13 protein-coding genes are annotated in these 15,916 nt (G+C 55.2%); 3 read left to right on the forward strand and 10 right to left on the reverse strand.

Annotated features, from left to right (window positions below; genetic code table 11):
* Positions 1 to 8: 8 nt before the first annotated feature.
* Together recG and J2Y90_RS05290 are read left to right on the forward strand one after the other, a co-directional pair.
* Positions 9 to 2,084 (forward strand): ATP-dependent DNA helicase RecG, encoded by a 2,076-nt coding sequence (gene recG / locus J2Y90_RS05285; RefSeq protein ID WP_041476627.1) that lies wholly within the window; start codon positions 9 to 11, stop codon positions 2,082 to 2,084.
* A 79-nt stretch (positions 2,085 to 2,163) separates the two neighbouring features.
* Positions 2,164 to 3,564, forward strand: a complete 1,401-nt coding sequence (locus J2Y90_RS05290) for an aminoacyl-tRNA deacylase and HDOD domain-containing protein (RefSeq protein WP_212617435.1) — start codon at positions 2,164 to 2,166, stop codon at positions 3,562 to 3,564.
* Positions 3,565 to 3,687: 123 nt separating this feature from the next.
* Here the strand turns inward: J2Y90_RS05290 and J2Y90_RS05295 are convergent, their stop codons facing one another.
* A complete protein-coding gene (locus J2Y90_RS05295) occupies positions 3,688 to 4,071 on the reverse strand; it encodes a helicase (RefSeq protein ID WP_064389575.1) in 384 nt (127 codons plus the stop codon).
* Between the two features lie 582 nt (positions 4,072 to 4,653).
* Here J2Y90_RS05295 and J2Y90_RS05300 point away from each other — a divergent pair.
* On the forward strand, positions 4,654 to 5,025 hold the full coding sequence (locus J2Y90_RS05300; RefSeq protein ID WP_253497214.1) for a DUF6124 family protein: 372 nt from the start codon (positions 4,654 to 4,656) through the stop codon (positions 5,023 to 5,025).
* 115 nt (positions 5,026 to 5,140) lie between these two features.
* On the opposite strand, the gene J2Y90_RS05305 is transcribed toward J2Y90_RS05300, so the two are convergent.
* The 9 genes from J2Y90_RS05305 to J2Y90_RS05345 all read right to left on the reverse strand — a co-directional run bounded on the left by J2Y90_RS05305 (position 5,141) and on the right by J2Y90_RS05345 (position 15,911).
* A complete protein-coding gene (locus J2Y90_RS05305; protein ID WP_163012154.1) occupies positions 5,141 to 5,302 on the reverse strand; it encodes a hypothetical protein in 162 nt (53 codons plus the stop codon).
* Positions 5,303 to 5,339: 37 nt separating this feature from the next.
* The gene (locus J2Y90_RS05310; protein ID WP_253497217.1) at positions 5,340 to 6,056 is read right to left on the reverse strand and encodes an N-acetyltransferase; all 717 of its coding nucleotides are present in this window, start codon (positions 6,054 to 6,056) and stop codon (positions 5,340 to 5,342) included.
* A gap of 119 nt (positions 6,057 to 6,175) precedes the next feature.
* Positions 6,176 to 6,763: a lysozyme inhibitor LprI family protein gene (locus J2Y90_RS05315; protein ID WP_253497220.1), complete on the reverse strand. Its 588-nt coding sequence runs from the start codon at positions 6,761 to 6,763 to the stop codon at positions 6,176 to 6,178.
* Positions 6,764 to 6,767: 4 nt separating this feature from the next.
* Positions 6,768 to 7,223, reverse strand: coding sequence for a cell division protein (locus J2Y90_RS05320; RefSeq protein WP_253497223.1), 456 nt, complete (start codon positions 7,221 to 7,223; stop codon positions 6,768 to 6,770).
* Between the two features lie 139 nt (positions 7,224 to 7,362).
* Positions 7,363 to 8,727 (reverse strand): lysozyme inhibitor LprI family protein, encoded by a 1,365-nt coding sequence (locus J2Y90_RS05325; protein WP_253497225.1) that lies wholly within the window; start codon positions 8,725 to 8,727, stop codon positions 7,363 to 7,365.
* Between the two features lie 329 nt (positions 8,728 to 9,056).
* Positions 9,057 to 9,785, reverse strand: coding sequence for a hypothetical protein (locus tag J2Y90_RS05330; protein WP_253497229.1), 729 nt, complete (start codon positions 9,783 to 9,785; stop codon positions 9,057 to 9,059).
* A 2-nt stretch (positions 9,786 to 9,787) separates the two neighbouring features.
* Positions 9,788 to 12,823: a hypothetical protein gene (locus J2Y90_RS05335; protein ID WP_253497231.1), complete on the reverse strand. Its 3,036-nt coding sequence runs from the start codon at positions 12,821 to 12,823 to the stop codon at positions 9,788 to 9,790.
* Complete coding sequence (locus J2Y90_RS05340) at positions 12,823 to 13,824, reverse strand: sel1 repeat family protein (protein WP_253497234.1); 1,002 nt, start codon at positions 13,822 to 13,824, stop codon at positions 12,823 to 12,825. The genes J2Y90_RS05335 and J2Y90_RS05340 overlap by 1 nt, the downstream gene beginning before the upstream one ends.
* Before the next feature lie 38 nt (positions 13,825 to 13,862).
* Positions 13,863 to 15,911 carry a type VI secretion system Vgr family protein gene (locus J2Y90_RS05345; protein ID WP_253497237.1) on the reverse strand — a complete coding sequence of 683 codons (2,049 nt, stop codon included), beginning with the start codon at positions 15,909 to 15,911 and terminating at the stop codon, positions 13,863 to 13,865.
* Positions 15,912 to 15,916 lie beyond the last annotated feature (5 nt).

Raw genomic sequence — 15,916 nt, forward strand, 5'->3', positions numbered from 1 at the left:
CGAGCGTCATGACGGAGCTGTCGCAAGTGTCGGTGACGGCACTCAAGGGTGTCGGCGAGGCCATGGCCGAGAAATTGGCCAAGGTCGGCCTGGAGAATCTGCAGGACGTGCTGTTCCACCTGCCGCTGCGTTATCAGGATCGCACCCGCGTGGTGCCGATCGGCGCTTTGCGGCCGGGACAGGACGCCGTGGTTGAAGGCACCGTCAGCGGCGCCGATGTGGTCATGGGCCGCCGCCGCAGTCTGGTCGTGCGCTTGCAGGACGGTACCGGCGGCTTGAGCCTGCGCTTCTACCATTTCAGCAATGCGCAGAAAGAAGGCCTCAAGCGTGGCACGCGGGTTCGCTGCTACGGTGAAGCCCGGCCCGGCGCCTCAGGCCTGGAAATCTACCACCCGGAATACCGCGCCATCACCGGCGACGAACCGCCGCCAGTGGATGAAACCCTGACCCCGGTCTACCCGCTTACCGAAGGCCTGACCCAGCAGCGCCTGCGCCAGCTGTGCATGCAGACCCTGACGCTGCTCAAGCCAAGCACCCTGCCCGACTGGCTGCCGACCGAGCTCGCCCGCGACTATCAACTGGCGCCGCTGGCCGATGCGATCCGCTACCTGCACAACCCGCCCGCCGATGCCGACGTCGATGAACTCGCCCTCGGTCATCACTGGGCCCAGCATCGCCTGGCCTTTGAAGAATTACTGACGCATCAACTGTCGCAGCAGCGTCTGCGCGAAAGCATGCGTTCACTGCGCGCGCCGGCAATGCCGAAAGCCACGAAACTGCCACCGAAATACCTGAAAAACCTCGGTTTCAACCCGACCGGCGCGCAACAGCGCGTCGGCAACGAAATCGCCTACGACCTCAGCCAGCACGAACCGATGCTGCGCCTGATTCAGGGTGACGTTGGCGCGGGGAAAACCGTGGTCGCCGCCCTCGCCGCACTGCAAGCGCTGGAGGCCGGTTATCAGGTCGCACTGATGGCGCCGACCGAGATTCTCGCCGAACAGCACTTCATCACCTTCAAGCGCTGGCTCGAACCGCTGGGCATTGAAGTCGCGTGGCTGGCCGGCAAGCTCAAGGGCAAGAACCGCGTCGCTGCGCTGGAGCAGATCGCCAGTGGTACACCGATGGTGGTCGGCACCCACGCGCTGTTTCAGGACGAAGTGCAGTTCAAGAACCTCGCGCTGGTGATCATCGACGAACAGCACCGCTTCGGCGTGCAGCAGCGTCTGGCGTTGCGGCAGAAAGGCGTCGGCGGGCGCATGTGCCCGCACCAACTGATCATGACCGCCACGCCGATTCCACGGACGCTGGCGATGAGCGCCTACGCCGACCTCGACACCTCGATCCTCGACGAATTGCCGCCCGGCCGAACCCCGGTCAACACCGTGCTGGTCACTGACACCCGCCGCGTCGAAGTCATCGAACGAGTGCGCAGCGCCTGTGCCGAGGGGCGTCAGGCCTATTGGGTGTGCACGCTGATTGAAGAATCCGAAGAGCTGACCTGCCAGGCCGCCGAAACCACGTTCGAAGACCTCACCGCGGCCCTCGGCGAATTGAAGGTCGGGCTGATCCACGGGCGCATGAAGCCGGTCGAAAAGGCTGCGGTGATGGCTGAGTTCAAGGCTGGCAACCTGCAACTGCTGGTCGCCACCACGGTGATCGAAGTCGGCGTCGACGTGCCCAACGCCAGCCTGATGATCATCGAAAACCCCGAGCGCCTCGGTCTTGCGCAGTTGCACCAGTTGCGCGGTCGCGTCGGCCGGGGCAGCGCCGCCAGCCACTGCGTGCTGCTCTACCATCCGCCGCTGTCGCAGATCGGCCGCCAGCGCCTGGGCATCATGCGCGAGACCAACGACGGTTTCGTCATCGCCGAAAAAGACCTCGAACTGCGTGGCCCCGGGGAAATGCTCGGCACCCGCCAGACCGGCCTGCTGCAGTTCAAGGTCGCCGACCTGATGCGCGACGCCGACCTGCTGCCCGCCGTGCGCGATGCGGCCCAGGCTTTGCTGGAGCGCTGGCCGACTCACGTCAGCCCATTGCTCGACCGCTGGCTGCGGCATGGGCAGCAATACGGCCAAGTGTGAGCACCGTCGCAGTTTGTGCAGGATCGTTCCTACAGAGCTGGTTATACTCCTGCCATTGTTTCAAAAACGGATACAGACCATGACCGAAGCTGCTCTCGTCCCCGAATCTCCGCAAGCTCCGTCTGTTATTCGGCTGCTGCTCAACAAGCTGGGCGTTGCCTACGAAGAGGTGCTCGACCACCACGGCCTCAATGCCTCGCGCAAAGTGCAGGCCGTGCTGCTGGACGACGCCGTGGGCGCGTTGATGGTGCTGTTTCCACAGAGCCAGTTGCTGGATCTCAACCGCCTCGCCGAACTCACTGGTCGCCGCCTCACAGCCGTGTCCACCGAGCGCCTGGAAAAGATGCTCGGCAAACACAATCTGAGCCTGCTGCCGGGCCTGCCGGCGCTGACCAGTTCGCCGTGCCTCTACGAAGAAAGCCTGCTGCGCGAGCCGAAGCTGCTGATCAACTCCGGCGAGCCGGGCCTGCTGCTGGAAATCAGCAGCGAAGACTTCAAATCGATGCTGACCAAGGCCAGCGCCGCTAACTTCGGCGAAGCCCTGAGCAGCATTCGCCCGAACCTCGACCGCCCGGACGATGACCGCGAGGAAATCACCCAGGCCGTGCAGGCGTTTACCGCGCGGCGCATTCAGCAGCGTCTGGAAGCGACCATCGAGATTCCGCCGCTGGCCGAAACCGCGCAAAAAATCATCAAGCTGCGCGTTGACCCCAACGCCACCATCGACGACATCACCGGCGTCGTTGAAACCGACCCGGCGCTGGCCGCGCAAGTGGTGAGCTGGGCAGCGTCGCCGTATTACGCCTCGCCGGGCAAGATTCGTTCGGTGGAAGACGCGATCGTCCGCGTGCTGGGCTTCGATCTGGTGATCAACCTGGCGCTGGGCCTGGCCCTCGGCAAGACCCTCAGCCTGCCCAAAGACCACCCGCAACACACCACGCCGTACTGGCAGCAATCGATCTACACCGCCGCCGTCATCGAAGGCCTGACCCGCGCCATGCCGCGCGCCCAGCGCCCGGAAGCCGGCCTGACTTACCTCGCCGGTCTGCTGCACAACTTCGGTTACCTGCTGCTGGCCCACGTGTTCCCACCGCACTTCTCGCTGATCTGCCGCCACCTGGAGGTCAACCCGCACCTGTGCCACAGCTACATTGAGCAACACCTGCTCGGTATCAGCCGCGAACAGATCGGCTCGTGGCTGATGCGCTACTGGGACATGCCGGACGAACTGGCCACCGCCCTGCGCTTCCAACACGACCCAAGCTACGACGGCGCCTACGCCGAATACCCGAACCTCGTCTGCCTGGCCGTGCGCCTGCTGCGCAGTCGCGGGATTGGCTCTGGGCCGGATGAAGACATTCCGGATGCCCTGCTCGAACGCGTTGGCCTGACTCGCGACAAGGCTAATGACGTCGTCAGCAAAGTCCTCGAAGCCGAAGTGCTGCTGCGCGAACTGGCTTCGCAGTTCAGCCAGGCCTAAAACGAAACAGGCCCGCTCCCCAGGATTTACACAAATCCCTGTGGGAGCGAGCCTGCTCGCGAAGAATCCAACTCGGTCTACCAGACCGCCCTGATTGTTCCCACGCTCCGCGTCACCAAAGGCTCAAGCCTTAGGCTTAGCCTTCCGCGGCACCAAATACTTCATCAACCCCTGAAACCACATCACCAGCGCCGGATTACCCTTGAGCTGGATCGACTTGTCCTGAATGCCCTGCATAAACGCCAACTGCTTGTTCTTCGCCTGCATCGTCGCAAAGCCATAACCGGCATCTTTAAACGCAATCGCAAACGCCGGCTCCGCCACCACCCCAGACTTGCTGGTGATGCGCTGATTCTTCACCACAAAATGCCGCGCCACTTTCCCATCCAGGGTCTGCAGCTGAAACACCAGGTCCTTGTCACCCAACTGCTGCTGGAACGCAGGATTTGTCCGGCTGGCCTTACCCATCAACAAACCCATCATCCACAGAAGAAAACGAAATTTCATGCGCACAGCCTCAAAAGGAAAATGAACGGCCGGGGCAGTGTAAGGGATTCGAACGATAACGCCAGTATCTGACGCTGTTGGAAGAGGATGCAGACCATTTCCCGCATGATGACTGCCAAGTCACGATGCAACGTTCCCCCCTGATCGTTCCCCCGCTCCGCGTGGGAATGCATCCCGAGACGCTCCCGCCTCCCTACTCACCTTTCCTACACCTGTTGAAACACATCCCTGTAGGAGCCGCCGGAGCCTGCGATCTTTTGATCTTCCGGCCCGCGAATTTATGGGAAATTTCCTGCAAAGTGCGGGGCTGTGCGTGAACTAGGCGGGATTGGTCGTGAGGGATAGGCTTTGTGTGTCGCCGCAAAATCGGCGATACGGACGTGCAAGTCCGCATCGGCACACTATCGGTTATAGCTATTCATCGAGCGTTTTCTTATGCTCGCGAATCGTTATGGCAGCTGTGTGTGGGAGATCTTCGGATCTGCCGGTTTGCCGATTGCCGGTCTTGCACACCCATACACAGCTGCCACCTTATTCGAAGTGCGAGCGAAGGGGTGTTAGCTCCTTAATCGGTATATTTCAATGAAGAAACCAACACCCAACCCCCCGGAAACCCCGGACATATCGCCCTACGAATCTCTGGAATCGAAGAAATTCCACGAAGCCGCCGAACGCGCCCTCGACCATCACTTCAAACCACCCACCGAACCCCACGCCAGACGCGAAACCGGCCTCTTCAAACTCTCCTCCGGCACCGACCCCGAAGCCCTCATGGCCAACGCCTCCGAAGACCTCCTGTCAATCAGCGTCATCGCCTGCGACCTGGCTGACGACCTCCACGGCTCCCGCCGCTCGGTGGCACTGGCCCTGAGCAGAATGGCGGACGGGGTGCGATTGATGGTGGAAGGGACGCTTGATCATATTGAGGTGAAGAGCGCGGCGGCGAAGCCGTAGCGGGATTTGCGGATGAAAAAAAGGGGACGTTAAGTCCCCTTTCTGCACCGTCTGTAAACATCCAGGCACAAAAAAACTGCCAATCACGGCAGCTTTTTTGAGAATCCGAAAACCTTCAGCCAGCCAGTCGACCGACTGGCTCGAAATCAGAACCTTTGGCCAACGCAACATCCAGAAAACGGCTGCGCTTACCGGAACGTTTAGCCAAAACTTCACGAGCTTCAGCCTGGAACCGGGCAGCCATCATAGGCTTTGGTTCATGTTTGGACTTTTTCATGGAAACCTCTCGGGTCTCGAAATTTGACTGGATAGTATTACCGCTCAACCGCAATAACAAGCCGGCCCGTCGGATCAAAGCCAAACCCTAAACTCTCGTATATGGGTATAGCGCCGACTGCCGGCTCTTGAACTTCAATTTCTGTACAGCCAATCAAGAGAGCGTAGTTTTCAATCGCGGTTAATGCCAAAGCAGCCACTGTGCCCCGCAACGGATGGGATCTTTCCGGCTTGCCCTCCAGAATCACGATCTTGATACATAGCTTGCTCTTGCGCGGTGACGCATAACACAACCCACACAATTCTTGGTTGAACCAAAGCGAGACATCAAAACCACGGGTGTCAGCCTGTTTCCATTGATGCACATCGTGCCACGGGTAGAGCGTCGCCTCGTCACCCCAAAGATCCGCAGCTTCGATGGCAACGGGAGTAATAGGCTCGTAACGGATTTGAGTGGTTTCGATACCTCGGATCTTGAGGTTTTGGCTTTCACGCGCCATATCTTCCGCAGCCTTGCGCGCCTCAGATCGCCAGATCTGATAGCGATACCCGTTACCTCGAATCCTGGACATGGACAACCACTGGCAATCTTCAAAGGCTATGAGGGTAGCGACGTTTCCAAGCTTCTGAACATAAACAGAAATAACCTGACACTGATTACCTTGTTCGAGCATTCCGCAGCTTTCGAGCCTCAACCGGCGACGCAGTCGCTCATCGGCAGGACGTAAGAGGCTAGTGAAGGAACGCTTGACCACGTTGAAGTACCGAAAGTGGCATCCACCTTAGCTGTGTAGAAACTTCACTATGGGCAGTCAGTGGTACTAGCAGCAGAGCAGAGATAAACGCACGCGAAAACTTCAAATCGGAAATTCATTCAACGATTCATAGGCAACTGAAAGCGCATCCGCACCCTGCAATTCGCTAAATCCTCACGAAACAAACGCTCGCTCATTTTGCAGTGCCCCTCCGCGTATTGCCTCCAAAGCGAATCATCGAGCTCTTCCCCTCCCAGCAGCTCAATTGAGTTCGTTACATCTCTCTCACGATCCTTCCCCGCAATCGCGGATGCCGCTTTGTAAAAACCATCCAGCGGTAAACCCGTCTGTAGAGCGATCAACTCTCCCAGCCGAGCATTGGTCGTCTGCACCAGACACCCAAGCCTCTCGATTGGCGCCTCAGCGCCCGGCAACGCAGCTTGATAAAGCTCTTCGCAAAACGACTCTTTGAAGCGCACCCAGTTCTTTTGCACATCTCTCAGGTGGCTTTGCTCCGCAGGAGCCAGAGTCGACAGCGCTTTTTTGTATTGCTCGTTCAAGACACCATCGACTTTCTTGAAGGTTTGCTGGCCGCAGGTGATCAAGTCCGGGTTGGACAAACTGTCTGGGTTGCACGCTTCTCCAGCAAACAATGCGGATGAAGCAGCAGAGAGCAAGCAACCGAGAAGAATCGAAAATACTTTCACGCTGTTACTCCTTCCCTTGACGGTCATGTCTGTACAGCCAAAACAGCGGCGGCAACAACACCAACAACGCAAAACCATCAAGCCACACGTGCGACCAGACCTGCTGTTGCGCCGAGAGCCACATGTCCTGCGGCGCCCATAACAGGATGCCGGCGATCAACCAGCCCCAGATGGCCGGAGCTTTCAAGCGATTGCCCAAGTGCACCAGCGCGAGCATGTACAACGAATAACTTTGCAACGTCGCGCCGAACAGCGCGAGCCACCAGACTTGTTGTTCGTGGCCGGCGGTGGGAACCGCATCGGCACCCCAAAACGACAGTTCGAGGACTTGCAGGTAGCCATCGAGCAAGCCGGAGTCACCGGCCCAGGTCAGGGTGAGACCGGCGAGGATATGCGTGATCGCAGCGGCATATAGCCAAAGCACCAACGCTGGGCGAAGCGAGGAAGAAGGGGCTGGCATTCCGTGTCCTAAGCGCGTTCCTTGGGGGTGGGGAGTTTAAAGGAAAATCGGGGTCGTCAGATGCTCAAGCGTTAAACGTTTTAGCGTAGGGGATTCAGACAAAACTTGTGCAAAACCGCCTCAAACAGCCCCTCGAAATTCAAATGCAGTGGCTGACTTTGATCGGCGCCGTGGCTGACGATCCCAATCGCCCCACGTTGAAGACGCCCAACTGGTCACCTTTGTCAGCCGCCATTTGATAACAGGCTAACGCCCGCGATATATCCTTCGTTCCTAACTCCCCACCCTCAAAGGTAGAGGCCAGGTAATTCATCGCGTCCGTGGAGCCCATGGTAATCGCCCGGATAACCTGCTCTTCTGCCTGCTTGGGATGAAGGCAAGGGCCGTTATAGTCAGTGGAGTTTCCTGAACAAAGAAACGTCGCATAACCCATCGCACCCTTTGGTATTTTCGAAGCCGCTTTGAACAAAGCCTCAACCTTAGGGGTTTCCAACTGAGATGCCATTTGCGAAAGACTCAGGCTCGCCGCCGACAGGCTCGCCTGTGCATCACCCGACTCTGCAGCACACACAAAATTTTCCAGCGACGCTTCAATCAACTCCGCAGTCAGCCGGTATTGCTCAAGAGACCCCAGCCCACCCAACGCTTCCGCACGCTGATAACAAAAGTTTTCAGCGCGGCTCATTCCCGGGTTATCCGTTGCGACAAGATCCTTCTCGCTGACCGACCAATCCTCAATCCCCTCAAGCACCCAGCACGCCTGACGAGAGAAGTTGAAGATCTTGATATTGCTGTTGCCGGCCCGTTTATCCACCACGTTGACGTGACTGTCATCAACCTCTTCAATCTCGACCCCAGGTGTCTTGCCGGGCGTGATTGCAACCATCAGCGGATAGGTGAAGGTTGTTCCACTGACACCCGAGGTCGAAGGCTCAAAGGTACGCCGATCCTTCCCAGCTACCGGTTTCAACACCAGCGACTTGACCGTCATTGCAGTCAGACGGCGTTGTGATTCGCTGTTGGCGGAAAACGCCGCAATGAAAGGCGCGAATTCCTCCGAGGGGCAAGCGTCGCTGGTGGGAGCCGTCGACGAGTTCTTGTCGGATGCAAGAGCAGGGACAATCTTGTCCAGATACGCCGAGCGCTCACGACTCATTCTGGCGATGCACGAGTTAACCGCGAACACATGAGCCGGCATCCCCGTCTCGATTTCGAATGCCTCCAAAGGGCAGTTCGCATCGCGCAACTTCAACCAAGCACGTTGCGACTCTTTGACCTTCGCGGCGTACTCCGCGCCCAATGCCGGATCTGCTCGATAGTCAGACTCAAGTCGCGTCATCAGCTGCTTGTAGCTGACATTCAACTGCGTATCGGCAGCCTTCTTCGCCGCCTCCGAGCAGGGCACCATCTCCAGACTTGAGGTGACCTGGCTGCAGTCGTCCTGCGCACAGGCAGCTGAAGCCGGTAGCAGTACGGCGAGCAGGGTTAAAACAAAACGGTTCACGGTGTTCATCCTTAAGTCATTCAGGCTTTGCGTTTGGTGAATCGGGTGATGCATTGCTTGGGGATGTTCATTTCCGAGTAAGTGCTGAGCAGCGCTTTGCGTTTTTTGTCGACGCGCAGGTTAACGAAGTCGTCGCCGCAGTCCGGCTGTAAGTCTCAAACATGTCGACTTTGGCTTGGTAACGAAAAACCGGTCTTAGTTTGTAAGTGCTACTGCAATGATTTAAGCCAGTGAGTAAACGGAACAGATCTGTTTGCCTTCGCAATCTAGACAGAAATCGCATTGCACACCAAACAGATCTGTATTTTCTTTGAGGCCAGAAGAGTTGATCAGAACAGCTTATTTAAAGCATCCCGATCATACCTTACGAATGCACTGTCAAGCTTTCCAGAAGACACATCGAGATAGAGCGGACTAACTAAATCGCTAGGCGAGTAAACGGAAAATACGTAGTTATCACCGAAGGAATGGCTGACTTTGTCTTTCTTTATAACGTTTTCGGGACGCGAAAACTTTAGGTCATTGGGAGAATGATAGGTTCGGGATAACTTCACCCCACCAAAAGCCGAGTCTTCAACCTCTACCAATACTGGGGGCGTTGCCAACAAAGGCGCTATAACAACCTTGCTAGTCAAGTTTTTCCACTGATCCGAAAATTCAGAAACTGCTTCCTCATATTCTTCAGCTAATGGGCGATCCAAGCCACAAACGGCTTTGTTTATTAGAACTCCATTCTGCTCGTTCCGAATATTTGTATACACGCAATCTATGAGAACATCCGCGCCATGCCTAGTTAACGTAAAATAGGCTTCAAAAGGAGCACGCGACGCCAGATTTTCGTAATGGAGGGCCTTACCTCCATTAAATTCAACCAAATCCCTAGTTGTTTCGCCTTGACTCCCTACTACGCCTTCTATTGTTTTGCTACCACCTGACCAAGTAACGGTCAGAGACTGGGCATCAACATCAGCTGAATACACGTCATGCGGCTCGGCGACTGCGAAACATGCTAGCACGAAAGTTACGACAGCTAAACCTACAGCCAACTTAATATTCATACTTATTTGGTCTCCGGTGCAATTGACGTGGCCTTTAGTATCGCTTCGAATTTCACAGCATAACTAGCGATCAACGCTTTTTGGTCGGAACCGTTGATTACCTTTCGCGCCCCTTCATAGTCCTTGGCACTATTATTTACATAATCGCCAAGTTTTTTCCCTGTAAATATACCTTCTTTCATGCCCCATATCATAATCGGCACAGAATTTTCAAACCCAGCGGCCTCATCGGGATGGGCGATAAAGTCGATTCCGAAATAATCTTTCGCCTTTTGATAGTTCTTCTTCCATGTCAAATGAACGAGACCACGACCCCGATATTTAAAACCGTCCCCTTGTACCGTATTACCGTTGCCGATCGCAGTTTGTCTGCGTGTTGCGGTATCTGCAAGCACAGGGTCATATTTGTCAAAATAGGAAACCGGCCCATACTCCGGGGCAGCGCTAAAATACTCAGCAATCATAAATTGGTAAGCCTCGTGACGCGCCGTCGCGAACATATATGACAATTCATAGACTGTATAAACCTCTTTGGTTCTGTCTAGATATTTATTAATATTTTCTGCGATCTTACGCAAATTGGACTTGGACGCAGCAGAAAACGGAGGCGCATCAACCTGAAACGAAGCATGTTGCTCAGCATACATGGCTACAAACCGCTCGACATCTATAAACTCGGAACGACTCATGAAGTTACTAAGCATTTCAATAGGATGAAAATGCCAAACCAAGTTCGTACTCATGGCGGCCTTGTCTTTCAGATCCTCCCAAAACACATACTTAGTGATTCGTTCTTTTTCGTGTTTCAAGGTTTTCGGATTGTCTTCTAAAATTAGACCAAGTCGATCCCATTTGGCAGCATCTGCTTCCTCTTTCCATTCCGTAGGATGACGCGCGATCAGCTTGGCCCAGCTCGCTCTTGTCTCTGCAGTTTTCAATGCAACGGCAAGCTCTGCAGGATCAACTTCCTTATCGTCGTTGGTATCCATCTTCAGGAATAGCTCTTTGAAGAACTGCGGCATGCTATCCGGATCAAGAAATCCATCTGCCGCTGCGTTTGCTTCCTCAACAATAATGAAGCCAAGTTTCCCCCAGTCGTGCTGCGAAATGATTTCTGTTTCTTTTTTATTTACAAGCCCGGCTAAGGGCGAGCCGTCCTCGATGAGGGATACCTGATAATAGTCCTCGGCGCCTTCTTTGATGGCGCGGGTTTTGTTCAGATCAACGGCATGCGCTTTCTTGAGCGGAGTCAAATCTGTCGCTGGTGCATTTCTTTTCAGATTTGTTCCTGCTAACAAGTGAAGATATTGTTTCCCGACTTTCAACCCCGCGCTATTCTTTAAAAAGTCCGTTACATGGGTTTCTGCTGTAAAAATCTCGACATGAACCTGATGCTTGCTTGAAACACTACCGTCCTCTCCAGACAAATTTTCCGTTAGCCCAAGATAGCCAATCGGATCGCCAGCCTTGATCCCTGTACCCGTGAGCTCGACGGAATCAAAACTTGTTGGAATGACATCCCAAGCAACAAATTCATTCTCCACGAATGCCCAAAAACTTGTTGTCACCTCACCCGCGCCCGCAAGGTCGCCACTGATTTTTGTGCATTTCGCCATTCGTCGGGTGACTCCCGACACCGTCAAGTTCAATACATCTTTACTTTCAAACTCAACAACGCTTCCCGGATTAAGCTGCATTGTTCCTTTTCGGGGACCTGCGGGCTGTCCATTCTGCGGCGAAGCCGGTTCCTGATACAGATCCAGCTTTTTGATAGCAGTACCTTTGACTTTTCCTTGCCAATATTTTGGTTTATTCCGCTCGGGAATCGGGTCGGCACGCCATATACGCTTTTGCTGCGAATTCTTAAATGGCTCACTATTTTTCAGATACGCAAACCAGACCACACTGCCTGACAAGCGTACTTTTTGTGCGTTGTTCTTGACGCTTCCCGAAAGAATCTTGCCCTTCGCATAGGTAATATCCCCAGCGGCTTTTTCCTCCATCACTTCAAGCTTGGTCCCGCTGGCCAACTTTCCTGGAGAGGGCCAGCCGGATGCTTCGGGAAAACTATCGTAGGCCTTAAAGTCGTCAACCTGCATTGTCACCTTAGGCTTAGGAGTTTCCTCCTCTGATAGCGGATAACGCTTATAAGGTAGCAAATGCATATAAAGGCTGAAAAAGGTCAGCTTATTTTGCTTGCCCTTGTTGGGCCCATCTTCAGGATTAGGCTCGGATTTATACTCATGGCGTACAAGACAAAAAGAATTGGAATACTTCAGTTTTTTTTCATTTTCACCAAAGGTCGACTCCAAATAATCATCATTGAGACGATATGCCACGACCTCGCCGTCGGCCATGCAGCGAATCGGTTCACTCAAAATGCATTGAGGAGCGCTGGCATTGCTGATGTGAATGCCACCGTGCCAGAACTTGTTGCTGCCCAGCAAATAATGCCCGGCACTCTCGTTTTCGAGAGCCTTGTAAATCTCATCCGCATCAGAAAACTGTTTACCGTCAGCTTTTCTGAATGGATATTGGAAGCTCATCAGCGGAGCTGGGCCTGCCGGTGCAGGGGCCGGCGCAGGATTAGGTGCGGGTGCTGGTTGTGCGCCTCTGAATTGGGGCCTCGGGCGTAAAAACTTTTCAGGCATTGGCCAGTAACCACTGCCCACCCCATATTTGGCAGATTTCGGTCCGTTTGAAGACTGTGAACCGAAGAAATTCCCCCGATCTCGAACAGGCGATCCGGAGATGTCTTCGATGACCCCAGTGTGCCCATGAAAGTTTATCCACAGCGCAATATCGCCAGGCTGTACTTCCGCAAGCGGGATTACATCAAAAAAAGTAGTGTCGGCATTTAACCCCGATGTTGTGAGGTAAGGAATCGTATATCCCGCATCCTTAAGCATTCGATACAGAAGCCCGGAGCAGTCGATTTCCTTTTTACCATCTTCATCATGGTCAGTCTCGCCCTTGAAAGGGCCGTACTCGTAACCAGTGCGATATTGCTGCCTTTGTTCAAGTAGTCCTGTGCTCATCAAAAGCTTCCTGCTTCAAAACATTGAATAGAGTTATCGCTGACGACGCCTCGGGCTGCCGAGCGCTCAACCAAAGCGTTAGCCGTCTTAGGATCGGTTTTCTGAATATTCCGGTAACACGCCATCGCGCGAGGCAAATCAGCCGCTACGAGGTCTCCCGCTTCGTACACTTCACCTAATCGAATCAGCGCGTTAGTCGAACCGAGACGGGCGGCACGCTCCAATGTCGCTATTGATTCTTTGGGGTTAATACAACCGTGATTTTCGTCGTATTCACCTTCATCGCAATAAAAATCTGCGAGAGTCAAGCCGGCATCCGGCACTTGTTCTGAAGCTTGAATCAACAACGCCAGGATTCTGGAATTCTCCAAGCGTGGCGCTTGTCCAGAAAGACTGATTCCCGCGGCAGCGAATGCTGCTTGCGCCGAACCCTTCCGGGCGCCATCTAAATAGCTATCCAATGCCGCGGCGTACAAATAGATCCCTGATTCGGGAGACGCCTTGTTGACCAACCTGTCGAATATGACGCCTTTTTTTAGTTCCAGCTCACCGGGCGTTAGTCTCTCAGACTGAGTGATCTCTTCCATCACCGCATCGATTGCCCAGTCCTCCACTCGACTCAGAGCCCAGCAATCACTGTGTTTGAAGACGAAAATCTTCAAAAAATGGCCCGCCTCATCACGGACGACCACTCTGTCAGGCACCTTGGGTTCGATAGTGAGACCCAATTTGGCAGCATTTTCCGGAAGCAGCACCTTCAACTCATCGACGGAAATCGAGCCCAAGCTCCGTTCGATGACCTTCGGTATTTTCCCGTCCGCAATGACGTGAACATGCTTCGCAGGAGTCGCAATAAACGCTTTCTGTATCTCTGGCTCAGATACAAAAATTTTTACGAACTCAGCAAAATTGCCGCTTGGGCATTGGGCGGTGCTGGACGAAGAGGCAAAGGCTCCCGAAGTCATCCCCCAGCACAACAAAACAATCGAAAACCACTTCATCTGCCTTACGTACCTGTTTGTTGTCATCACGACATTCATCACTCAGAAAACACAAAAAAAGCCTTCGGCTTAACCTTCTCAGGCACCGCATTCCCCAACGCCTGATCCATCAAACTCCCCGCCTTATCCTTATCCGCCGCCCCCGGCAGCACTGGCGGCTTGATACCAATGCCAGTCCCCGCCCCCGCAGAACCACCCGCATTGATCTTGATCACCGGCCCAACCACCGTAACCCCACCGCCATCGAGCTTGATAAAGCTCCCACCCCCAAGAATGGTCAGCTCCGTCCCCGCCTCAATAACAATCTTGTCCCCAGCCTTAAGGTGAATCTCTTTCCCCACACTGGTGAGCTGCGCAGTCCCCAGTTTCACATGCTGGTTCTGCCCAACCGTGAGGTGATCATCCAGCTTCGCTTCAACCTTACGGTCGGAAATCGTGGTGCGGTGTTCTTCGGCCTTGAGCTCGGTGTAGGTGTTCTTAACCACCGTGTCATGACGTTCATTGCCGACCCGAATCTTCTGATCGTGCTCAACGTTCTCATCCCAATCGCGCTGGGCATGAATGTAGATCTGCTCTGCACCTTTCTTGTCTTCAATGCGCAGTTCGTTGTAACCACCGCCCCCCGGTGAGCTGAGTGTCTTGAACACGCTGCGGGTTTTGTTTGCCGGCAGGGCGTACGGCACCGGGTTTTCCTTGTGGTACAGACAGCCGGTCACCAGCGGTTGATCGGGGTCGCCTTCGAGGAAGGTGACGAGGACTTCCATGCCGATGCGCGGGATGCTGATGGCGCCGTAGCGGTCGCCGGCCCAGGAGCTGGAGACCCGTAGCCAGCAGCTGGTTTTGTCGTCGGCGAGGCCTTCGCGGTCCCAGTGGAATTGCACTTTGATGCGGCCGTATTGGTCGCAGTGGATTTCTTCGCCTTTGGGGCCGGTGACCATGGCGGTCTGGCTGCCGAGCACGCGTGGTTTCGGGTGTTCGAGGGCTGGACGGTAGAACACGTCCCACGGGGTGGCGAGGAAGGTGTTGCGGTAGCCCTGGTGGAAATCGTCCTTGTCGTCGGTGGTGTCGCTGGTCACGCCTTCTTCGAGGACTTGCGGCTGTTTGCCTTCGTGGAAGATTTCGGTGAGCAGCCACAGGTCGTTCCACTCGCTGCGCGGGTGATCGGACATTTCCATGAAGTGGCCGCTGACCAGTCTGGTCTGGTCGCCGCGACCTTCGGCCTGGCGGTAGTCGGCGCGGTGGCGTTCGAGGGCGCGCTGGCTGAGGAACTTGCCGCGCGCGCGGTCGATGAAGCGGCCGGGGTAGTCGTAATCTTCCAGATCCGGCTCGGTGCTGTCGCTGTCTGGTCTGCTCTCTGGTTTAAACGCGGCTTCCATTTGCAGGCGCGGTTTTTCGAAGTCGTAGTCACGGCGAGTGGTGCGGGTGGTGCGGGTTTCAAGGCGCAGTTTGAAGGCTTTGATTACCGGCTCGTCCGCGACCATGCCGCTGCCCTGCACATAAGCAGTTGGCTGCCCAAGGTTCTGGAATACGGTCTGGTCATCACCGAATACCAGCAGGTGAGCTTTTTCGCTGTGCTGGAAGTGGTAGTGAATGCCCTCTTCTTCGCACAGGCGCTGGACAAAGTGCAGGTCGGTTTCGTCGTACTGCACGCAGTAGTCGCGATCCGGGCACGGCTCGCTGAGCTGGAAGCTGTAGGCGTTGCTCTTGATGCCGTGTTCTTCGAGGATCAGCGCGATGATTTTCGGTGCCGACATCTGCTGGTAGATGCGCTGGTTGGTGCGGTGATGCAGGTATTGCAGTTGCGGCACGATCGACACTTTGTAGCGGGTCAGGCGCTTGCCGGCATCGCCCTGGGCGACGCGGTAGATCTGCCCGTGAATCCCCGAGCCCTGTGGATCGAATGCCAGAAACGCCTGCTTGTGCAGCAGTTGTTCGAGGTCCAGATCCGGGTTTTCGCTGACCAGTTCGAGGTCGAAGCGAAACGCCTGGCTGATGCCTTCGGTGCCGGTGAACGACAGCACTTGCAGGTCGCCGACGTAGTCTTCGACCTTGAGGCTGAAGTGGGTTTCGTTAGCTGAGTTGAACATCGTGT

Origin of the sequence: Pseudomonas koreensis, assembly GCF_024169245.1 — a bacterium.
Taxonomy (GTDB): Bacteria; Pseudomonadota; Gammaproteobacteria; order Pseudomonadales; family Pseudomonadaceae; genus Aquipseudomonas; species Aquipseudomonas koreensis_F.